The organism is Pseudomonas sp. 51_B, assembly GCF_017491595.1.
GTDB lineage: Bacteria > Pseudomonadota > Gammaproteobacteria > Pseudomonadales > Pseudomonadaceae > Aquipseudomonas > Aquipseudomonas promysalinigenes.
In genome coordinates this window covers 56,603-75,444 of the sequence record NZ_JAFGYW010000007.1, presented here as the reverse complement: position 1 = coordinate 75,444, position 18,842 = coordinate 56,603, and the positions used below count along the sequence as shown (strand labels likewise).

The following is an 18,842-nucleotide window of genomic DNA, read 5'->3' as shown; positions in this document are numbered from 1 at the left end:
TTCATACCGGTGTCAGTTCGTGGAACTGTAGCGGCGTACGCCATTTTCCTGACGAGACAACTGCGCCGAGACGCTGCCGGGTACCGCAAACAACACCAGATGCTCCGCCTTGACCGCGATCCCTACCTGTTCACCGACCTGATGGTCGATATGGCTTGGAAAGATCGCTTCGAGTTGGCTGCCAGTTGGCAACTGCAAGCGGTACAGTGTCGATGCACCCAGAAAACTCTTGCCGACGATGTTCGCCTGAAGTGCGCTGCCAGGTGCAGGAACGATGTCGTCCGGGCGCAGCAATACATCCACCGAACTGCCCGGCGCCATTGTGTAAGCGCGGTTGCCACGCAGCTCGCCCAGTTCGGTGTTGACCGCTTCATGGCTGCTCATCTGGCCACGGATGAAGTAGCCCTGGCCGACGAAGCTGGCCACGAACGGCGTCTGAGGTTCGTGGTATAGGTTGTAGGGGGTATCCCACTGCTCCAGTCGACCTTCCTTGAATACGCCCACGTGGTCGCTCACGGCAAACGCTTCTTCCTGGTCATGGGTCACCAGTATCGCGCTGGTGCCGCGGCTCTTGAGAATATCGCGCACCTCGTGACTCAGGCGCCGGCGTAGCTCGACGTCAAGGTTGGAGAACGGTTCGTCGAGCAGCAGCAGTTGTGGTTCGGGTGCCAGGGCCCTGGCCAAAGCGACGCGCTGTTGTTGACCGCCCGACAGCTCGTGGGGGTAGCGGCCGCCGAGACCGCCCAGCTTGACCAGTTCGAGCATCTCGTCGATCACCTGCGCCTGCTTCGGGTGCTTGGCGATGCCGAAGGCGATGTTCTGCGCGACGGTCAGGTGCGGGAACAGTGCGTAATCCTGAAACACCATGCCGATCCGGCGCTTTTCCGGTGCCAGCGTGAAGCCTGCACGGGAAATCACCTCACCTGCCAGCTGGATCTCGCCTTCATGCACCGGCTCGAAGCCGGCGATGGCGCGTAGGGTGGTGGTCTTGCCGCAACCGGAGGAACCCAGCAGGCAACCGATGTCGCCTGCGTTCAGGTGCAGATTGAGGTTCTGGACGATGCGCTGCTCGCCGTAACCGCAGGCGAGGTTGCGCAGGTTGAGCAATAGGGGTTGACTCATGCGTGGTGGTAAGCCGGTTCTACAAGGAATTCGAGAAGGGCCTTTTGTGCATGCAAGCGGTTTTCAGCCTGATCCCACGCGACCGAACGAGGGTCGTCTAGCAGATCATGGCTGATTTCCTCGCCACGGTGGGCGGGCAGGCAGTGCATGAACAGGGCGTCGGGTGCCGCCAGGTCGAGCAGTGCGCGGGTGACCTGGTAAGGCGCGAAATGCGCCAGGCGCCGTGCAGTTTCCTCCTCCTGGCCCATGGAAGTCCAGACATCCGTGGTCACCAGATGCGCACCTTGCACAGCTTGCCGCGGATCACGGACGACCTGCACACGGTCACCGCCCAGGGCCACGAAGCGCGGGTCAGGGTCGTAACCTTCGGGGCAGGCGATGCGCAACTGGAAATCGAACTGCTTGGCCGCTTCTATGTAGGAGTTGCACATATTGAAGCCGTCACCGATCCACGCCACGGTTTTGCCCTGGATCGAGCCGCGATGTTCGAGGAAAGTCTGCATATCTGCCAGCAATTGGCACGGGTGAGACTCATCAGACAAAGCGTTGATCACAGGTACCCGGGACTTGGCGGCGAATTCGGTCAGGGTGCTATGGGCGTGGGTGCGGATCATCACGGCATCGAGCATGCTCGATAGCACGATGGCGCTGTCACCGATCGGCTCGCCACGGCCCAATTGAGTGTCACGGGGCGAAAGGAAGATCGCCTGGCCACCCAGTTGGATCATGCCGGCCTCGAAGGATACGCGAGTACGGGTCGAGGATTTCTCGAAGATCATGCCCAGAACGCGATTCTTCAGGGGCTCGAACAGCACGCCGCGTTTGCGCAGGTCCTTCAGCTCGATGCCTCGGCGGATCACACCGAGCAATTCGTCGGTGGTGAAATCCAGCAGGGAGAGAAAGTGCCTAGCGCTCATGATTGACTACCTTATTTGCAACAGTATGCAGGTCGACCGTGCAGTTTTTTTTAACAACGGGGGATGACCTGCGGCGTAAGCCGCACGGGGCGGACAAAATTGGGAAAGGCGCAATACTATAATTAAATGTCGCCTGAAACCAAGAGGGGAAACAGCAGCTCCATCTAAAGGATGTTGCAAGGGTTGTCGTAACCCTTTGGCCTGTGCTGTTTTTTATTTGCTACAGCAGTTTGTACACGGCTTGCTGGCGATTTGGCAAATGCCTGTCGCGAATCGTGCGCCTGATGTCGTGCGATTCATGTCTTGAAGTGCGATGGTCGGAGCAAGGGCCGCGGTGCATAGTCAGGGTTTGACGACTCCTCACTACAACAAGGCAGAGGCGGCCATGACCACAACCTTGCATCATCGTGCCTGTCACCTGTGTGAAGCGATCTGCGGGCTGAATATCGAGATCCGCCAGGGAGACGAAGGTCAGGCCCTGATCAGTTCGATCAAAGGCGACGCCGCCGACCCGTTCAGCCGCGGGCATATCTGCCCCAAGGCGGTAGCGCTTCAGGATATTCAGAATGATCCGGATCGCTTGCGCCAGCCCCACAGGCGGGTGGGCAACCAGTGGCTGCCGATCGGCTGGGACGAGGCATTCGCACTGGCCGCCGACAGGCTGTGGGAAATCCAGCAGGCATACGGGCGCAACGCAGTGGCGGTGTATCAAGGCAACCCAAGTGTGCATAACTACGGGCTGATGACTCACAGCAACTACTTCCTCGGCCTGCTCAAGACCCGTAATCGGTTTTCCGCCACGTCGGTCGACCAGTTGCCGCAGCATCTGACCAGTCACCTGATGTATGGCCACGGCCTGCTTTTGCCGATACCGGATATCGACCATACCGATTTCATGCTGATCCTCGGTGGCAACCCGCTGGCATCCAACGGCAGCATCATGACCGTACCGGATGTCGAAAAGCGCCTGAAGGCCTTGCGTGGCCGCGGCGGTCGTCTGGTGGTGGTCGACCCCCGGCGCAGCGAAACTGCGGCTATTGCAGACCAGCATCTATTCATTCGGCCTGGCGGCGATGCTGCCTTGCTCTGTGGTCTGCTCAACACGCTGTTCGACGAGCAACTGGCGCGTGGTTCGCATTTGCCAGTAAGCGGGTTGGATCAGGTGCGTGAAGCGATCGTGCCATTCACGCCGGAGGCGATGAGTGCCCACTGCGGGATCGAGGCCACCGCCATTCGCCGCTTGGCTCGGGACTTCGCATCTGCCGACAAAGCGGTCTGCTATGGGCGCATGGGTGTTTCAACCCAAACTTTCGGCACGCTTTGCCATTGGCTGGTGCAGGTGATCAACCTGGTTACCGGCAACCTGGATCGTGAAGGCGGGGCGCTGTGTACCGAACCTGCGGTGGATCTTGTTTCGACGACCTCAGGGGGTCATTTCAACGCCTGGCAGAGCCGAGTGTCAGGCCTGCCCGAGTACGGGGGAGAATTACCGGTAGCGGCCCTGGCCGAGGAGATGTTGGTCGCAGGCGAAGGCCAGGTGCGGGCATTGGTGACGGTTGCTGGTAATCCGGTGCTGTCCACGCCCAACGGCAGGCAATTGGACGGGGCGTTGCAAGGCCTGGAGTTCATGCTCAGCATCGACCTCTACATCAACGAAACCACCCGCCATGCCGACCTGATCCTGCCTTCGACAACGGCGCTGGAAAACGATCACTACGACAGCACCTTCAACTTGCTGGCCGTACGCAATGTGACCCGCTTCAACCGCGCCATCCTGCCCAAGCCCGATGGTGCTTTGCATGACTGGGAAATTTTCGTCGGCCTTGCCCAGGCGTTCGCCAAACGTGCCGGCGTGGAGCTCAAGCCCACCATCGCGCCGGCTCAGATGATCGATGTTGCGCTTCGCAGAGGGCGTTATGGTCAAGGCAGTGTCTGGAATCTTTCGCTGCAGGCCTTGGATGAGCATCCTCACGGCCTCGATCTTGGCCCGTTGCGCGCCAACTTGCAGGGGCGCCTGGCAACTGCCAGCAAAACCGTCGAAGCGGCGCCGCAGGTGGTGCTGGATGACTTGCAGCGCTTGGCCGGGCAGGCGCCTGGGGCGCCAGCCCAGTTGCTGTTGATTGGCCGTCGCCACGTACGCAGCAACAACTCATGGATGCATAACTATCATCGGCTGGTCAAAGGCAAGCCGCGCCATCAATTGCTGATGCATCCGCAGGACTTGCTGCAACGTCGACTACACGACGGCCAGCGTGTGCGGGTTCGTTCACGTACCGGTTCTCTGGAGGTCGAGGTTCAGGCTTGTGAGGACATGATGCCCGGTGTTGTCAGCTTGCCCCATGGTTTTGGCCATGGGCGAACGGGCGTGCAGTTACAGGTCGCCCAGGCTCAAGCAGGTGTCAGTGCCAACGACCTCACAGATGAGCACCTGCGCGATCAGGTTTCCGGTAATGCGGCCCTCAATGGCGTGCCGGTGGATGTAGAGGCGGCCTGAGCCACGGTAAGGCCGAGCATGCCGCTCGGCTTTCCGTTACAATGCGTCACCGTGCCGACGATCGCGTCGGAAAGTTCAGCCGAGGTGCTACATGGATATCATCGAAACGATCAAAGAGCAGATTGCCAACAACACCATTCTGCTTTACATGAAAGGCTCGCCGAATGCCCCCCAGTGTGGCTTTTCTGCGCGTGCCTCGCAGGCTGTGATGGGTTGCGGCGAGAAGTTCGCCTACGTCGACATCCTGCAGAACCCGGAAATCCGCGCCAACCTGCCAAAATACGCCAACTGGCCGACCTTCCCGCAGCTGTGGGTAGCCGGTGAGCTGGTGGGTGGTAGCGACATCATGCTGGAAATGTTCGAAAAGGGTGAGCTGCAGACCTTGATCAAAGACGCAGCCGCTAAAGCCAAGGCTTCTGAAGCCTGAGCTTGCGCCAGCCATAAAAAAACCCGCTGAATGCGGGTTTTTTATGGCTGGCGAATTTTATGACTCTTCACCCATCTGCGACTGCAGGTAATTCTCGATGCCGATCTTGTCGATCAGGCCGAGCTGGGTTTCCAGCCAGTCGATGTGCTCTTCTTCGGACTCGAGAATATCTTCCAGCATGTCACGGGAGCCGAAGTCGCCAGCGGTTTCGCAGTGGGCAATGGCGGCTTTGAGATCGATGAGGCCTTTCTGTTCGATTTTCAGATCGCATTCGAGCATCTCTTTGGTGTGCTCGCCGATCAGCAGCTTGCCCAGATCCTGAACGTTAGGAATGCCTTCGAGGAAGAGAATACGCTTGATCAGTTTGTCAGCGTGCTTCATCTCATCGATGGATTCCTTGTACTCGTGCTTGCCGAGTTTGTTCAGGCCCCAGTCTTCGTACATGCGTGCGTGCAGGAAGTACTGGTTGATCGCGACCAGCTCGTTTCCGAGGATCTTGTTGAGATGCTGGATGACGCTTACGTCGCCTTTCATGCCGGGTTCCTGCCCTGTGGAAATGTGCCAATTCAGTGAAGTTTGAGCGCGTTACCCAAGGCTGTCAAACCTAAGTGATTGAATAATAAATGAAAATTAATAGGAATAAGAATGTTTGTGAACCGCGTTGGAGCGCTAACTTATTGATATGCAGGCATAAAAAAACCGGACGCAGGGTCCGGTTCTTCGAATTCTGTAATATCAGGCTGCAGAAAATTCCACTGGGTAGGGCAGGGCGGCGTGCTGGCTCACCTGTAACTCGGTGAGGGTCTCGCGAACCACCTCTTTGGCCAAGCAAGCGCATTTGCCACATTGGCTGGCGACGTTGGTCGCCGCTCGGACTTCCTTGTAACTGCAGCATCCTTCATAGATCGCATCGCGGATCTGTCCGTCGGTGACGCCGACACAAAGACACACATACATAGGGCTGACCATCGCGGGGTTGAGTCGATGGATTGGAGCTTAATGTTAATGAGAATGCTTGTCAAAGCACTTTCAGAAGGCGCTTGCCTTGAGCGACCGACGGTTGCATTCGGCCTGTCACGGGAAGCCGTGTATGATGGTCAGCCTTTGTTGGATGTCGGGCAGGCCTGCCTTGGCCCGGCAAACGGTTTTTCACCCTCATCAGGAGATTACAATGAGCGTACTCGTTGGCAAACAAGCCCCCGACTTCACCGTCCCAGCCGTGCTCGGCAACGGCGAGATCGTCGACAGCTTCAACCTGGCCTCGGCCATCAAGGGCAAGTACGGCCTGGTGTTCTTCTACCCACTGGACTTCACCTTCGTCTGCCCGTCCGAGCTGATCGCGCTGGACAACCGCATTCCTGATTTCCAAGCGCGCAACGTTGAAGTGATTGGTGTTTCGATCGACTCGCATTTCACCCACAACGCATGGCGCAACACCTCGGTGAACGCCGGCGGTATCGGCCCGGTCAAGTACACCCTGGCTGCCGACATGACCCACGAAATTTGCAAGGCTTACGACGTGGAGTCCGAGGGCGGCGTAGCGTTCCGTGGCGCCTTCCTGATCGACACCAACGGTGTCGTGCGTTCGCAGATCGTCAACGACCTGCCGCTGGGCCGCAACATGGACGAGCTGCTGCGCCTGGTTGATGCCCTGCAGTTCCACGAAGAGCACGGCGAAGTCTGCCCTGCCAACTGGAAAAAAGGCGACCAGGGCATGACCGCTTCGCCAGAAGGCGTTGCTGCTTACCTGAGCGAGAACGCTGGCAAGCTGTAATTGCCCTGCGTATGAAAACCGGCCCCGTTGGCTAGTGCCTGACTGTCAAGCCAATTGGGGCTGCGTTGCAGCCCCAATGGATAAGCATCAAACCTTGACTGACTGGTACTAGGCCCTGGTGGCCGGTTTTTTTGTGCCTAGCATTCAGCTAGGCCTCGCAAAGTGCTCCAGGAATCGGGCTTAGTCGCTGAAGTCGCGCCAGCCGCCCAGTTCTTTCCAGCGGTTGACGATGCCGCAGAACAGTTCGGCAGTCTTTTCGGTGTCGTAACGGGCCGAGTGCGCTTCACGACCATCGAAGTCGATGTCGGCGCTCTGGCAAGCGCGTGCAAGTACCGTCTGGCCGTACGCCAGGCCAGCCAGGGTTGCGGTGTCGAAGCTGGAAAACGGATGGAACGGGTTGCGCTTGATATCGTTGCGCGCTACCGCTGCATTGAGGAAACCCAGGTCGAAGCTGCTGTTGTGGCCGACCAGAATCGCTCGCTTGCAGCCATTGGCCTTCAGCGCTTTGCGCACGCCGCGGAAGATGTCGGTGAGCGCGCTTTCCTCGCTCACTGCCATGCGCAGCGGGTGGTCCAGCTTGATACCGGTGAACTCCAGCGCAGCCGCCTCGATGTTGGCCCCTTCGAACGGTTCTACCCGATAGAAATAGGTGTGCTCAGGGAACAGAAAGCCTTTTTCGTCCATGCCGATGGTCACGGCGGCAATTTCCAGCAGTGCGTCGGTTGCGCTGTTGAAACCGCCGGTCTCGACGTCCACTACTACCGGTAGGTAACCGCGGAAGCGTTCGGCCATGGGGTGGCGCGAGCCGCTGCCGCCCTGGCTGTCCTGATCGTCTTCGTAGAGGTCTTCGCTCACGCGTTGTCCTCCAGCAGGCGCCAGCGCAGTTTTTCACCAGCGCGCAGCGGGATTACGGTCTGCTCGCCAAATGGCAGGCTGTCCGGAGCGGTCCATTCTTCGCGGACCAGGGTGATGGTATCGGTGTTTGCAGGCAGGCCATAGAAAGCCGGGCCGTGCAGGCTGGCGAAGCCTTCCAGTTTATCCAGCGCATTGCGCTGTTCGAACGCCTCGGCGTACATCTCGATCGCCGCGTAAGCTGTGTAGCAGCCGGCACAACCGCAGGCAGCTTCCTTGGCGTGACGGGCGTGCGGTGCCGAGTCGGTGCCGAGGAAGAACTTGGGGTTGCCACTGGTGGCCGCATCCAGCAGCGCTACCTGGTGGGTATTGCGCTTGAGGATCGGCAGGCAGTAGAAGTGCGGGCGGATACCGCCGACCAGCATGTGGTTGCGGTTGTACAGCAGGTGCTGAGCGGTGATGGTCGCGCCGACGTTGGCAGGCGCTTCGCTGACGAACTGTGCGGCGTCGCCGGTGGTGATGTGTTCGAACACTACTTTGAGGGTCGGGAAGCGTTCGACCAGGCGGCGCATGTGCTCGTCAATGAAGCGCTTCTCGCGGTCGAATACATCGATCTCGCTGCGCGTCACTTCACCATGAACCAGCAACGGCATGCCCACTTCTGCCAGCGCCTCGATAGCGGGGAAGATGTTGTCGATGCTGGTCACGCCCGAGTCGGAGTTGGTCGTGGCTCCAGCCGGGTACAGCTTGGCTGCGTACACGATGCCGCTGGCCTTGGCCGCACGGATGTCCTCGGGGCTGGTGCGGTCGGTGAGATACAGCACCATCAGCGGTTCAAAGCGGCTGCCAGCCGGGCGGGCGGCAAGGATGCGCTCGCGGTAGGCACTGGCTTCTACGGCACTGCGCACCGGCGGGACCAGGTTGGGCATGATGATGGCACGGGCGAAAGTACGCGCCACATCGCCAACGGTATGGGGCAGGACGGCACCATCGCGCAGATGGATGTGCCAGTCGTCGGGACGCAGGAGGGTCAGGCGATCGGACATTGGGGATTCCAGGCGGGTCGAACTCAGGCCCCAATGCTACCGGAAAACCCCGGCCCGAGCACGGCTATCAAGTTTTCCGGCACGCGCCCGATAGCCTGCCTGTGAGCCGTCTGAATTTGTGGAGCCGCCCGTGCGCCAGCATTACCTAGCCCTGTTGACCCTTGTCGCCAGCCTGCCGGCCGGCGCCATGACGTTCCAGACCCGCATCGAGAATGTCGCCTGGAAGGTCGAGGGTGACCAGTTCGAATGCCGGCTGATCCAGCCGATCGAAGGCTTCGGCAGTGGCGAGTTCGTGCGCAAGGCAGGTGAGCAGCCGGTGTTCCAGCTGCGCTCGGCCAGCAACGTGCTGGGCGCAGGGTCAGCCACGCTGCTAGCTGCTGCGGCGCCTTGGCAACCAGGCCGTGGCGACGTCAATCTGGGCGCAGTACGCATGGCGCGCAGCGGAGTGCTGTTCAGTTCGTCGCAAAGCCAGGCCAGCCGCCTGATCAATGGGCTTCTTGACGGCCGCAGTACGGTGGTGCGCAACTACAGCGGCGAGGGTGGGCGCCCGACGGAAGTGCGAGTGTTGCCGGTGAGCTTCGTCAAGGCCTACAGCGACTATCAAGTGTGTACCAGCAAGTTGTTGGCAATGAATTACGACCAGATACGCCAGACCCAGGTCGGCTTCCCAGGCGGCGGGTTCGACCTCAGTGCCGACGCTCGCGCCCGGCTGGATGTGCTCCTCGATTACCTCAAGGCCGACCCGAGCGTGAATCATATCGAGCTCAATGGCCATTCCGACAACAGCGGCAATCGCCTGACCAACCGCGATACCTCGCGGCGGCGCGCGTTGGCGGTGGCTGATTACCTCAAGGCCCATGGGGTACCAGAAGAGCAGATCGTGGTGCGCTTTCACGGCGAGCGCTACCCACTGGTGAAGAACAACAGCCCAGCCAATCGGGCGCGCAATCGACGGGTCAACATCGAACTGGATCGAGTAGCACCCGTGGAAAAGCCAGCTGCTGCCGTTGTCCAGCAAGCTGCTCCCCCGGCGACTGCCCCTGCGCCGCAAGCCAAGGCCCTATAGGGGTAAAAAGGGAGTTACCGGCAGACGTCGCGCGGCCGACAGTTCTTGTCGCTTTGTCGTCACAAGCTGTCGCGCCACTGTAAATTTCCCGGCAAGGCCGGTAGAATCGGGCCTTTTCCGTACAACCCCGTGGAGTGATGGCATGGCGGACGTAAAAAAGGTCGTACTGGCGTATTCCGGCGGCCTTGATACTTCGGTGATTCTCAAGTGGCTGCAGGATACCTACGACTGTGAAGTGGTGACCTTCACCGCTGACCTGGGTCAGGGCGAGGAGGTCGAACCGGCCCGCGCCAAAGCTCAGGCGATGGGCGTCAAAGAGATCTACATCGACGACCTGCGCGAAGAATTCGTGCGCGATTTCGTCTTCCCGATGTTCCGCGCCAACACTGTCTATGAAGGTGAGTACCTGCTGGGTACTTCCATCGCCCGCCCGCTGATCGCCAAGCGCCTGATCGAAATCGCCAACGAAACCGGCGCCGATGCCATTTCCCACGGCGCTACCGGCAAAGGTAACGACCAGGTTCGCTTCGAGCTGGGTGCCTACGCGCTGAAGCCGGGTGTCAAGGTGATCGCGCCCTGGCGTGAGTGGGACCTGCTGTCCCGCGAGAAGCTGATGGACTACGCCGAGAAGCACGGCATTCCGATCGAGCGCCACGGCAAGAAGAAGTCGCCTTACTCGATGGACGCCAACCTGCTGCACATCTCCTACGAAGGCGGCGTTCTGGAAGACACCTGGACCGAGCACGAAGAGGACATGTGGCGCTGGAGCGTCTCGCCAGAGAACGCACCCGACCAGGCCACCTACCTGGAGCTGACCTACCGCAACGGTGACATCGTCGCCATCGACGGCGTCGACATGAGCCCGGCCACCGTGCTCGCCGAGCTGAACCGTATTGGCGGCGCCAACGGTGTTGGCCGTCTGGATATCGTGGAAAACCGCTACGTGGGCATGAAGTCCCGCGGTTGCTACGAAACCCCTGGCGGTACCATCATGCTCAAGGCTCACCGTGCCATCGAGTCGATCACCCTGGACCGCGAAGTCGCTCACCTGAAAGACGAGCTGATGCCTAAGTACGCCAGCCTGATCTACACCGGTTACTGGTGGAGCCCGGAACGCCTGATGCTGCAGCAGATGATCGACGCTTCGCAGGTCAACGTGAATGGCGTCGTTCGCCTCAAGCTGTACAAGGGCAACGTGATCGTTGTTGGCCGCAAGTCCGACGACTCGCTGTTCGATGCCAACATCGCGACCTTCGAAGAAGATGGCGGCGCCTACAACCAGGCCGATGCTGCCGGCTTCATCAAGCTCAATGCGCTGCGCATGCGAATCGCTGCCAACAAAGGCCGCGGGATGCTCTGAGCACCGGGCTGACCTGGTAAATGAACCCTGGCTTCGGCCGGGGTTTTTTTTTTGAGTGCGAATCAGCACTTACGCCCGGGCACTGGTCACCTCCTGCGGCAAGGCCGTGATCGACAGATTTACGCATTGTTGCAAGTCCACATTGCACAAGCGCCACTGCCTGTTATCCCTGGATGGCAGGGCAATGGCTTGCATGATCTGCTGCTGGATCAGTTTCTGCGCCTCGGGGCCTGAGAACATCATGGTCACCGTGTCGCGGCTTTCCACATGCATCGCGGGTTCGACTGGATGTTTCTGTTCAGCTGTATCAGGCATGTAAAACGATTTGGCGTTGAAGTTCAGGGTTAAAAAGAACAGCGCTGTCAGAAAGAATGGAAACCCTACAAGGAACCAAGTGTAATAAGTCTGACTTTTCTCGCTGAGAAACGGCAGGGTTGCCAATGCAGAAGCTTCAATGATGCCGGCGAAGATGGCAATTAAGGTTAATGGCGCAACAGGTTGATTATCAGTCATGTCCTCGACTCCTGCAGGTTCTGCTTATCAATAACCTACTCATCGCCTCAGCCAAATTCTGGAGTATTTCCGTGTGAACAAAATCTCGGTCGAGTCATCACTGTGTGACTGACTGAGGGTTTGATCTGCTTGCTTGTAAGTACTATCCCTGGGGGCTGTGAATTTTTTCTTGTAGGAAAATTCCGAAACAGATGTAAGGTTCATCTATTCGGCTATTTGTGCGGAGATTGTGCGCGCCTTTGAGTGTCCTGCTCGGTTATGGTGAGGCTGTCGTCAAAGCAAATAACGAATAATGGATATCGCATGAATAAAGTCCTTATCGTGGATGATCATCCGGTCATACGCTTGGCAGTGCGCATGCTGATGGAGCGGCATGGGTACGATGTTGTCGCAGAGACCGACAACGGCATAGCGGCCCTGCAGCTCACTCGCGAACACCATCCCGATGTCGTCGTGCTCGATATCGGCATTCCCAAGCTCGATGGACTGGAGGTGATCGCCCGGCTGGCCGCTGCATGCCCTGGCAGCCGTGTGCTGGTGCTGACGTCTCAGGCGCCTGGGCATTTCTCGATGCGCTGCATGCAGGCGGGAGCTTCGGGCTATGTGTGCAAGCAGCAAGAGCTCACCGAGCTGCTCAGTGCCATCAAGGCTGTACTTTCGGGATATAGCTATTTCCCGAACCAGGCGCTGCACAAGTCACGCGGCCGGGTGGGCGGGGCTAGCGAAGCGGAGATGGTCGAGCGCTTGTCGGCGCGTGAAATGATGGTGCTGCAGCAGCTTGCCAAGGGGCGGTCGAACAAGGAGATAGCCGACAGCATGTTCCTCAGCAACAAGACGGTCAGTACCTACAAGACGCGCTTGCTGCTAAAGCTCAATGCCCAGTCGCTGGTAGACCTGATCGAACTCGCCCGGCGCCACGATCTGAACTGAGTCAGCATGTACCACGCCCGCGACACAGTGGCTTAGTGTGGATTACAGGTCGTAGTCGAAATCGGCCAGTTGCCGCTGCAGGCGCCGCTCCTCGAGCAGGTTGTCGATGGTACGGCGCTTGCTCAGGTTGGTCTTGGCAGGTTCCACCTGAGGCTCTACGTCGTCATCAGCAGTGACAAAGTCATCTTCGATAGACAGCTCTTCTTTATCTGTACTCATGAGTCGCTCCACGCCAAAGGGCCATTGGCCGTCCTTATAGCGAGAAAGCGCAGCCTGGTAAAAAAGATTTTTTCAATCGCTGCACCGGTTTTTTGCTATTGGCTCAATCGTCGCATGCCTTGTGCTTGTATTCGCACAGGTCTTCGATGCGGCAGCTGCCGCAGCGAGGCTTACGTGCCTGGCAGACATAGCGCCCATGCAGGATAAGCCAATGGTGGGCGTCGAGTAGGTAGTCCTTGGGGACGAACTTGATCAGCTTCTTTTCCACTTCGAGCACTGTCTTGCCCGGCGCGATGCCAGTGCGATTGCTGACCCGGAAAATATGGGTGTCCACGGCCATGGTTGGCTGGCGGAAGGCGGTATTGAGCACGACATTGGCCGTCTTGCGGCCCACACCCGGCAACGCTTCCAGGGCTTCACGGGTTTGTGGGACTTCGCCGCCATGGCGCTCGATCAGCAACCTGCACGCCTCGATGACATTCTTGGCTTTGCTGTTGTAAAGGCCGATGGTCTTGATGTATTCGCTCAGCCCCTCGACTCCCAACGCATGGATGGCTTGCGGTGTGTTGGCAACTGGAAACAGGCGCGCAGTGGCCTTGTTGACGCCAACATCGGTGGACTGGGCCGAAAGCGTCACGGCAACTAGAAGCTCGAACGGGGTGCTGTACGCAAGTTCCGTTTTGGGGTCGGGGTTGTCTTCGTGCAGCCTGCGAAAAATCTCCAGGCGTTTGGCGGCATTCATGGGGTCAACGCTTTCCTTGAAGGCAGGTGAAGTTAGGCGGCCGCCAAGTGTACTAGGCCAGCAGCTGACCTAGCATCAGCGGTGCATCTGTCGGCACCTCGCAAGGCGTGGTCATCACTTTGCTTGGTAATGACGTTGTTTAGTAGCGGTTAGGCCGGTCTGGCTGGCCTTGATCCGTTCGAGGGCGGCCTTGATCGTGTCTGCGGCGCCCTGTGCACCGGCATCTTCGACCGCGGGGCGCTGGGCTTCACGGCTCTCTTTATTGCGCTGCAGGCGTGCGCTGCGTTGTTCGATGCGCTGGCGCGCATGCTCACGTCGCAGCGCACGAGCTTGAAGCTGCTCGGGGCTGTGAGCCAGGCATCCCAGAAACCCGGTAGCCCAGGCGCACCGTTGACCACCGGTCACCGTGAAGCCTGGCATGGCTGCCGCAGAGGAAGTTGCCCCGGCGATCAGGCCGGGGCAGGGTAGGTTACTTGATGCGCTGACCTGGCTTGGCGCCGCTGTCAGGGCTGAGCAGGTAGATCTCTTCACCGCCAGGCCCTGCGGCCATGACCATGCCCTCAGACACACCAAAGCGCATTTTGCGCGGTTTGAGGTTGGCGACCATCATGGTCAGGCGGCCTTCAAGCTGGGAAGGGTCTGGATAGGCCGACTTGATGCCGGAGAACACATTGCGCTGCTCGTCACCGATGTCCAGGGTCAGCTGCAGCAGTTTGTCGGCACCGGGTACGGCTTGCGCCTTGACGATCAGCGCCACGCGCAGATCGACGGCGGCGAAGGTGTCGAACTCGATCTCGGCCGACAGTGGGTCTTTGGCCAGTTCACCATTGCCGACTGGCGCCTGTGTTTCGGCGGCCAGCAGATCTTCCTTGCTGGCGGCGATCATGGCTTCGATCTTGGCCGGTTCGATACGGCTCATCAGTGCTTTGAACGGGTTCAGCTGGTGGTTTTCCAGGCGCGACTGATGGTCGTTCCAGGTCAGTGGCGCTACGTTGAGGAATGCCTCGGCATCAGCGGCGAGCAGCGGCAACACCGGCTTGAGGAAGATCACCAACTGGCGGAACAGGTTGATGCCCTGAGCGCAAATGGCCTGGACCTCTTCCTGCTTGCCTTCCTGCTTGGCCAGCGACCAAGGCGCCTTGTCGGCGATCCAGGCATTGGCGCGGTCGGCCAGGGCCATGATTTCGCGCATTGCACGGCCGAAGTCGCGGCTCTCGTAGGCCTCGGCGATCAATGGAGCAGCGGCGAGGAAGGCCTCGGTCAACTCCGGCGCTGCATCGCCTGCAACCATCACGCCGGCATTGCCCTTGTGAATGAAGCCTGCGCAGCGGCTGGCGATATTGACCACCTTGCCGACCAGATCGGAATTGACCTTCTGCACGAAGTCTTCGAGGTTCAGGTCAAGGTCATCGACGCCACGGCCGAGCTTGGCGGCGTAGTAGTAACGCAGGTACTCCGGCTGCAGGTGGTCCAGGTAGGTGCGTGCCTTGATGAACGTACCGCGGGATTTGGACATTTTCGCGCCGTTGACGGTCAGGTACCCGTGTACGTTGACCGCCGTCGGTTTGCGCAAGCCTGCGCCTTCGAGCATGGCCGGCCAGAACAGGGCGTGGAAGTTGACGATGTCCTTGCCGATGAAATGGTACAGCTCGGCCTTCGAGCCTTCGTTCCAGAACGCATCGAAATCCAGTTCCGGACGACGTGCGCACAGGTTCTTGAAGCTGGCCATGTAGCCGATCGGTGCGTCGAGCCAGACGTAGAAGTACTTGCCCGGCTCGCCCGGGATCTCGAAACCGAAATAAGGCGCATCACGGGAAATGTCCCACTCTTGCAGGCCGGCATCCAGCCATTCGGCCAGCTTGTTGGCGACTGCGTCCTGAAGCGTGCCGCTACGGGTCCATTGCTGCAGCATGGCCTGGAAATCCGGCAGCTTGAAGAAGAAGTGCTGGGAATCGCGCAGCACCGGAGTGGCACCGGAAATGGCCGACTTGGGGTTCTTCAGTTCGGTTGGGGCGTAGGTGGCGCCGCATTTTTCGCAATTGTCGCCGTACTGGTCTTCAGCGGCGCACTTCGGGCAAGTGCCCTTGATGAAGCGGTCGGCGAGGAACATGCCCTTCTCTGGGTCGAAGTACTGAGTCACCGAACGGGTAGCGATATGCCCGGCGTCGCGCAGGCGCGTGTATATGAGTTCCGACAGTTCGCGGTTTTCGTCACTGTGGGTCGAATGGAAGTTGTCGAAGTCCACCAGGAAGTCGGCGAAGTCGCTGCTGTGTTCGGCCTGGACGTTGGCGATCAGCTGTTCCGGGGTGATGCCTTCCTTTTCTGCGCGCAGCATGATGGCTGAGCCGTGGGCATCGTCGGCACAAACGTAGATGCACTGGTTGCCGCGCAGCTTCTGGAAGCGCACCCACATGTCCGTCTGGATGTATTCCAGCATATGGCCAAGGTGGATGGATCCATTGGCATAGGGCAGGGCGCTGGTGACGAGAATCTGGCGTGGCTCGGACATGGTGGCTCGGCTACTTATCTGGCTCAGGTAAAGATGAGGGTGATCGGCCACTATAAAGGCCCAGCAAAGATATTTCACCCCAAGCGCGCATCTGCTGACGATTGACGGGTTAGGATAGGCGCCTGTTTCGTACTCAGTTTGCCAATGGGAGTGTCCATGAGTGCCGTCACCCGTGCCGCCGTCGAAGGCGTGCTTCGCCAGTACACCGACCCTTACCTGAACCAGGACCCAGTCAGCGCCGGTTGCGTGCGCGCGATCGACATCCAGGCCGGACAGGTCACTGTGCAACTGCAACTGGGGTATGCCGCGGGCCTGTTCAAAAATGGCTGGGCCCAGGTGCTGCAGACCGCCATCGAAAACCTCGATGGGGTCAGTGCTGCACAGGTGGCGATCGACTGTCAGATCGCCACGCACAAGGCTCAGGCGCAAGTCCCGGCCATGGCCAACGTCAAGAACATCATTGCCGTGGCCTCGGGCAAGGGTGGTGTCGGCAAGTCGACCACCGCGGCCAATCTGGCGCTGGCCCTGGCCCGTGAGGGGGCCCGCGTGGGTATTCTCGATGCCGACATCTACGGCCCCAGCCAGGGCGTGATGTTTGGCATTCCCGAAGGCACCCGCCCGCAGATCCGCGAGCAGAAATGGTTCGTGCCGATCAAGGCCCATGGCGTGGAAGTGATGTCCATGGCGTTTCTCACCGATGACAACACCCCAATGGTCTGGCGTGGGCCGATGGTATCGGGTGCGCTGCTGCAATTGGTGACTCAGACCGCCTGGGACGATCTGGATTATCTGGTCATCGACATGCCGCCGGGTACTGGCGATATCCAGCTGACGTTGGCGCAGAAAGTGCCGGTGGCAGGCTCGGTGATCGTCACCACACCGCAAGACTTGGCATTGCTGGATGCCAAGAAGGGTGTGGAAATGTTCCGCAAGGTCAACATCCCGGTGCTGGGCGTGGTGGAGAACATGGCCGTGCACATCTGTTCGAACTGCGGCCATGCCGAGCATTTGTTCGGCGAGGGTGGCGGTGAAAAGCTGGCGGCGCAGTATGGTGTCGACCTGCTGGCCTCGTTGCCTCTATCGATGCTGATCCGCGAGCAGGCCGACAGCGGCAAACCGACCGCGATCGCCGAGCCGGAAAGCCAGATTGCCATGGTCTATCAAGAGCTGGCGCGCCAGGTAGGCGCACGGATCGTGCTGCAGGAAGCGGCCGCACCGGCAATGCCGAGCATCACCATCAGCGAAGATTGAAGGTAGCGTGTGCATTTTGCGGGTGAGCTCGAAGGTTGCAGCTCACCCCAAATCATGTGCCGTGATTGCGGCGTGAGTTCAGCCGCGAACCAAGCGACGCGGGGTACGGCACGGGCGCTGATTAGCAGTCAGGCATAAAAAAACCCGCCAGAAGGCGGGTTTTTTTGAAAGCTAGAAAGCTGAGATCGACTTAGGCGATCTGAACTTCTTCAGCCTGCATGCCTTTCTGGCCGCGGGTAGCGACGAAAGTAACAGCCTGGCCTTCTTTCAGGGTTTTGAAGCCGTCAGCTTGGATGGCTTTGAAGTGCACGAACAGGTCATCGCCCGACTGAGGGGTGATGAAGCCGTAGCCTTTCTCATCGTTGAACCACTTAACGGTACCGGATTGACGGTTGGACATTTTTCTGTCTCCTTGGACAATTTGATAACGGTCAGGAAAAACCCTGCCCGGGACTGAGCGCAAAGAGAGCAGAAAATTCAGCGATGGGCCGATCAGGATCGTGCATCAAACTAGAGATTCTCGGTGTCACGTGCAGCACAGTGGCGCCACCTTACCCCACTTTCCGCAAGCTGCCAATGGTCTGTGAACGCTTTAGGCAAATTCGGATCGGCGGCGGCTGCAAGCCTCGTGCGACGCGGGGTGAGGCTTGGAACTTTAACCCTGGCCTCGGGACCGGTAATATGCGCGTCTGGATTTTCCCCTCGCAACTCTTCAGGACACCCCGCCATGAGCATCAAATCGGACAAGTGGATTCGCCGCATGGCGCAGGAACACGGCATGATCGAGCCATTCGTCGAGCGCCAAGTGCGCGGCGAGCAGGACAGCCGGGTCATCTCCTTCGGCGTCTCCAGCTACGGCTACGACGTACGCTGCGCTGATGAATTCAAAGTGTTCACCAACATCAACTCGGCCACCGTCGACCCGAAAAACTTCGATGCCGGCAGCTTCGTCGACGTCAAGAGCGATGTGTGCATCATCCCGCCCAACTCCTTCGCCCTGGCCCGTACCGTCGAATATTTCCGTATTCCGCGCAACGTTCTGACCATCTGCCTGGGCAAAAGCACCTATGCCCGTTGCGGCATCATCGTGAACGTGACGCCGCTGGAGCCTGAGTGGGAGGGCCACGTGACGTTGGAGTTTTCCAACACCACTACCTTGCCGGCGAAGATCTACGCCAATGAAGGTGTGGCGCAGATGCTGTTCCTCGAATCCGATGAAGAGTGCGAAGTGTCGTACAAGGACCGTGGCGGCAAGTACCAAGGACAACGCGGCGTTACCCTGCCTCGCACCTGATCCGACGAGCGCGGGGAATTAGTTTCGACGTTGGCACTCCAAGAGATTGAACAGTGCCGATACGTATGCAACGTGTCGGCCCTAGTCAGGAGTTGCCTATGAAACTTGACCCCTCAATCAGTGCCAAGCTGGCTGTCATGCAGCCCAACCAGATTGGGTTGCTGGCCTGGTCAGTACTCGCGCATCCACTTCCCCTTCAGGCCGGTGGTGTGCCGCACCAGCCCGATCCTGATACGCCGCAACCTACACAGCCTGGCGATACGCCTAATGAGCCGGGTAACCCCACCCGTCCTGATGATCCGCCTCCTTCACCCGTAGTGTGACTG

Annotated in this window: 21 protein-coding genes; 9 read left to right on the top strand and 12 right to left on the bottom strand. The window is 59.3% G+C overall.

What is annotated here, in order from left to right; all coding sequences use genetic code 11:
* Positions 1 to 12 precede the first annotated feature (12 nt).
* Positions 13 to 1,122, bottom strand: coding sequence for an ABC transporter ATP-binding protein (locus J5M56_RS10780; protein ID WP_060477847.1), 1,110 nt, complete (start codon positions 1,120 to 1,122; stop codon positions 13 to 15).
* On the bottom strand, positions 1,119 to 2,039 hold the full coding sequence (gene argF / locus J5M56_RS10775; RefSeq protein WP_060477846.1) for an ornithine carbamoyltransferase: 921 nt from the start codon (positions 2,037 to 2,039) through the stop codon (positions 1,119 to 1,121). The genes J5M56_RS10780 and argF overlap by 4 nt, the downstream gene beginning before the upstream one ends.
* Before the next feature lie 385 nt (positions 2,040 to 2,424).
* Between argF and J5M56_RS10770 the strand changes: the two genes are divergently transcribed.
* Together J5M56_RS10770 and grxD are read left to right on the top strand one after the other, a co-directional pair.
* On the top strand, positions 2,425 to 4,533 hold the full coding sequence (locus tag J5M56_RS10770) for a molybdopterin oxidoreductase family protein (protein ID WP_207936811.1): 2,109 nt from the start codon (positions 2,425 to 2,427) through the stop codon (positions 4,531 to 4,533).
* A gap of 91 nt (positions 4,534 to 4,624) precedes the next feature.
* Positions 4,625 to 4,960 carry a Grx4 family monothiol glutaredoxin gene (gene grxD / locus J5M56_RS10765; RefSeq protein WP_010952251.1) on the top strand — a complete coding sequence of 112 codons (336 nt, stop codon included), beginning with the start codon at positions 4,625 to 4,627 and terminating at the stop codon, positions 4,958 to 4,960.
* A 57-nt stretch (positions 4,961 to 5,017) separates the two neighbouring features.
* On the opposite strand, the gene bfr is transcribed toward grxD, so the two are convergent.
* Both bfr and J5M56_RS10755 read right to left on the bottom strand, forming a co-directional pair.
* Positions 5,018 to 5,494, bottom strand: a complete 477-nt coding sequence (gene bfr / locus J5M56_RS10760) for a bacterioferritin (protein ID WP_060477844.1) — start codon at positions 5,492 to 5,494, stop codon at positions 5,018 to 5,020.
* A gap of 201 nt (positions 5,495 to 5,695) precedes the next feature.
* A complete protein-coding gene (locus J5M56_RS10755; RefSeq protein ID WP_060477843.1) occupies positions 5,696 to 5,917 on the bottom strand; it encodes a bacterioferritin-associated ferredoxin in 222 nt (73 codons plus the stop codon).
* 214 nt (positions 5,918 to 6,131) lie between these two features.
* Between J5M56_RS10755 and J5M56_RS10750 the strand changes: the two genes are divergently transcribed.
* Entirely contained in the window at positions 6,132 to 6,734 is a 603-nt protein-coding gene (locus J5M56_RS10750) for a peroxiredoxin C (RefSeq protein ID WP_060477842.1), read from the top strand.
* A gap of 180 nt (positions 6,735 to 6,914) precedes the next feature.
* Here J5M56_RS10750 and rnt read toward each other — a convergent pair whose 3' ends face one another.
* Complete coding sequence (gene rnt / locus J5M56_RS10745) at positions 6,915 to 7,589, bottom strand: ribonuclease T (RefSeq protein ID WP_060477841.1); 675 nt, start codon at positions 7,587 to 7,589, stop codon at positions 6,915 to 6,917.
* A complete protein-coding gene (gene pyrC, locus J5M56_RS10740) occupies positions 7,586 to 8,632 on the bottom strand; it encodes a dihydroorotase (protein WP_060477840.1) in 1,047 nt (348 codons plus the stop codon). Before pyrC ends, rnt begins: the two co-directional genes overlap by 4 nt.
* 130 nt (positions 8,633 to 8,762) lie before the next feature.
* On the opposite strand from pyrC, the gene J5M56_RS10735 reads away from it, so the two are divergent.
* Positions 8,763 to 9,698: an OmpA family protein gene (locus J5M56_RS10735; protein WP_207936809.1), complete on the top strand. Its 936-nt coding sequence runs from the start codon at positions 8,763 to 8,765 to the stop codon at positions 9,696 to 9,698.
* A 142-nt stretch (positions 9,699 to 9,840) separates the two neighbouring features.
* On the top strand, positions 9,841 to 11,058 hold the full coding sequence (locus tag J5M56_RS10730; protein ID WP_060477838.1) for an argininosuccinate synthase: 1,218 nt from the start codon (positions 9,841 to 9,843) through the stop codon (positions 11,056 to 11,058).
* A gap of 69 nt (positions 11,059 to 11,127) precedes the next feature.
* Here J5M56_RS10730 and J5M56_RS10725 read toward each other — a convergent pair whose 3' ends face one another.
* Positions 11,128 to 11,571, bottom strand: coding sequence for a hypothetical protein (locus J5M56_RS10725; protein ID WP_186477594.1), 444 nt, complete (start codon positions 11,569 to 11,571; stop codon positions 11,128 to 11,130).
* Positions 11,572 to 11,874: 303 nt separating this feature from the next.
* On the opposite strand from J5M56_RS10725, the gene J5M56_RS10720 reads away from it, so the two are divergent.
* Positions 11,875 to 12,501, top strand: a complete 627-nt coding sequence (locus J5M56_RS10720; RefSeq protein WP_060477836.1) for a response regulator transcription factor — start codon at positions 11,875 to 11,877, stop codon at positions 12,499 to 12,501.
* A gap of 42 nt (positions 12,502 to 12,543) precedes the next feature.
* Here J5M56_RS10720 and J5M56_RS10715 read toward each other — a convergent pair whose 3' ends face one another.
* The 4 genes from J5M56_RS10715 to metG form a co-directional block, all read right to left on the bottom strand.
* On the bottom strand, positions 12,544 to 12,720 hold the full coding sequence (locus tag J5M56_RS10715) for a hypothetical protein (protein WP_186477595.1): 177 nt from the start codon (positions 12,718 to 12,720) through the stop codon (positions 12,544 to 12,546).
* Between the two features lie 103 nt (positions 12,721 to 12,823).
* Positions 12,824 to 13,462 carry an endonuclease III gene (gene nth, locus J5M56_RS10710; RefSeq protein WP_060477835.1) on the bottom strand — a complete coding sequence of 213 codons (639 nt, stop codon included), beginning with the start codon at positions 13,460 to 13,462 and terminating at the stop codon, positions 12,824 to 12,826.
* A gap of 114 nt (positions 13,463 to 13,576) precedes the next feature.
* Entirely contained in the window at positions 13,577 to 13,882 is a 306-nt protein-coding gene (locus J5M56_RS10705; protein WP_207936808.1) for a hypothetical protein, read from the bottom strand.
* Positions 13,883 to 13,931: 49 nt separating this feature from the next.
* A complete protein-coding gene (gene metG / locus J5M56_RS10700; RefSeq protein ID WP_207936807.1) occupies positions 13,932 to 15,971 on the bottom strand; it encodes a methionine--tRNA ligase in 2,040 nt (679 codons plus the stop codon).
* 156 nt (positions 15,972 to 16,127) lie between these two features.
* On the opposite strand from metG, the gene apbC reads away from it, so the two are divergent.
* The gene (gene apbC / locus J5M56_RS10695) at positions 16,128 to 17,222 is read left to right on the top strand and encodes an iron-sulfur cluster carrier protein ApbC (protein WP_186477598.1); all 1,095 of its coding nucleotides are present in this window, start codon (positions 16,128 to 16,130) and stop codon (positions 17,220 to 17,222) included.
* A 190-nt stretch (positions 17,223 to 17,412) separates the two neighbouring features.
* On the opposite strand, the gene J5M56_RS10690 is transcribed toward apbC, so the two are convergent.
* The gene (locus J5M56_RS10690; protein WP_016488765.1) at positions 17,413 to 17,622 is read right to left on the bottom strand and encodes a cold-shock protein; all 210 of its coding nucleotides are present in this window, start codon (positions 17,620 to 17,622) and stop codon (positions 17,413 to 17,415) included.
* Positions 17,623 to 17,949: 327 nt separating this feature from the next.
* Here J5M56_RS10690 and dcd point away from each other — a divergent pair, with 327 nt between their 5' ends.
* Complete coding sequence (gene dcd / locus J5M56_RS10685; RefSeq protein ID WP_008096785.1) at positions 17,950 to 18,516, top strand: dCTP deaminase; 567 nt, start codon at positions 17,950 to 17,952, stop codon at positions 18,514 to 18,516.
* Positions 18,517 to 18,614: 98 nt separating this feature from the next.
* A complete protein-coding gene (locus tag J5M56_RS10680) occupies positions 18,615 to 18,839 on the top strand; it encodes a hypothetical protein (RefSeq protein WP_207936802.1) in 225 nt (74 codons plus the stop codon).
* The last annotated feature ends 3 nt before the right edge of the window (positions 18,840 to 18,842 follow it).

What these genes read in the sequence shown, in the direction of transcription:
- J5M56_RS10715 (WP_186477595.1), bottom strand. Translation starts at nt 12,720, where the DNA reads ATGAGTACAGATAAAGAAGAGCTGTCTATCGAAGATGACTTTGTCACT.
- nth (WP_060477835.1), bottom strand. Translation starts at nt 13,462, where the DNA reads ATGAATGCCGCCAAACGCCTGGAGATTTTTCGCAGGCTGCACGAAGAC.
- J5M56_RS10750 (WP_060477842.1), top strand. Translation starts at nt 6,132, where the DNA reads ATGAGCGTACTCGTTGGCAAACAAGCCCCCGACTTCACCGTCCCAGCC.
- metG (WP_207936807.1), bottom strand. Translation starts at nt 15,971, where the DNA reads ATGTCCGAGCCACGCCAGATTCTCGTCACCAGCGCCCTGCCCTATGCC.
- J5M56_RS10725 (WP_186477594.1), bottom strand. Translation starts at nt 11,571, where the DNA reads ATGACTGATAATCAACCTGTTGCGCCATTAACCTTAATTGCCATCTTC.
- J5M56_RS10770 (WP_207936811.1), top strand. Translation starts at nt 2,425, where the DNA reads ATGACCACAACCTTGCATCATCGTGCCTGTCACCTGTGTGAAGCGATC.
- apbC (WP_186477598.1), top strand. Translation starts at nt 16,128, where the DNA reads ATGAGTGCCGTCACCCGTGCCGCCGTCGAAGGCGTGCTTCGCCAGTAC.
- J5M56_RS10705 (WP_207936808.1), bottom strand. Translation starts at nt 13,882, where the DNA reads ATGCCAGGCTTCACGGTGACCGGTGGTCAACGGTGCGCCTGGGCTACC.
- J5M56_RS10730 (WP_060477838.1), top strand. Translation starts at nt 9,841, where the DNA reads ATGGCGGACGTAAAAAAGGTCGTACTGGCGTATTCCGGCGGCCTTGAT.
- J5M56_RS10680 (WP_207936802.1), top strand. Translation starts at nt 18,615, where the DNA reads ATGAAACTTGACCCCTCAATCAGTGCCAAGCTGGCTGTCATGCAGCCC.
- dcd (WP_008096785.1), top strand. Translation starts at nt 17,950, where the DNA reads ATGAGCATCAAATCGGACAAGTGGATTCGCCGCATGGCGCAGGAACAC.
- J5M56_RS10755 (WP_060477843.1), bottom strand. Translation starts at nt 5,917, where the DNA reads ATGTATGTGTGTCTTTGTGTCGGCGTCACCGACGGACAGATCCGCGAT.
- grxD (WP_010952251.1), top strand. Translation starts at nt 4,625, where the DNA reads ATGGATATCATCGAAACGATCAAAGAGCAGATTGCCAACAACACCATT.
- J5M56_RS10690 (WP_016488765.1), bottom strand. Translation starts at nt 17,622, where the DNA reads ATGTCCAACCGTCAATCCGGTACCGTTAAGTGGTTCAACGATGAGAAA.
- bfr (WP_060477844.1), bottom strand. Translation starts at nt 5,494, where the DNA reads ATGAAAGGCGACGTAAGCGTCATCCAGCATCTCAACAAGATCCTCGGA.
- argF (WP_060477846.1), bottom strand. Translation starts at nt 2,039, where the DNA reads ATGAGCGCTAGGCACTTTCTCTCCCTGCTGGATTTCACCACCGACGAA.
- J5M56_RS10780 (WP_060477847.1), bottom strand. Translation starts at nt 1,122, where the DNA reads ATGAGTCAACCCCTATTGCTCAACCTGCGCAACCTCGCCTGCGGTTAC.
- pyrC (WP_060477840.1), bottom strand. Translation starts at nt 8,632, where the DNA reads ATGTCCGATCGCCTGACCCTCCTGCGTCCCGACGACTGGCACATCCAT.
- J5M56_RS10720 (WP_060477836.1), top strand. Translation starts at nt 11,875, where the DNA reads ATGAATAAAGTCCTTATCGTGGATGATCATCCGGTCATACGCTTGGCA.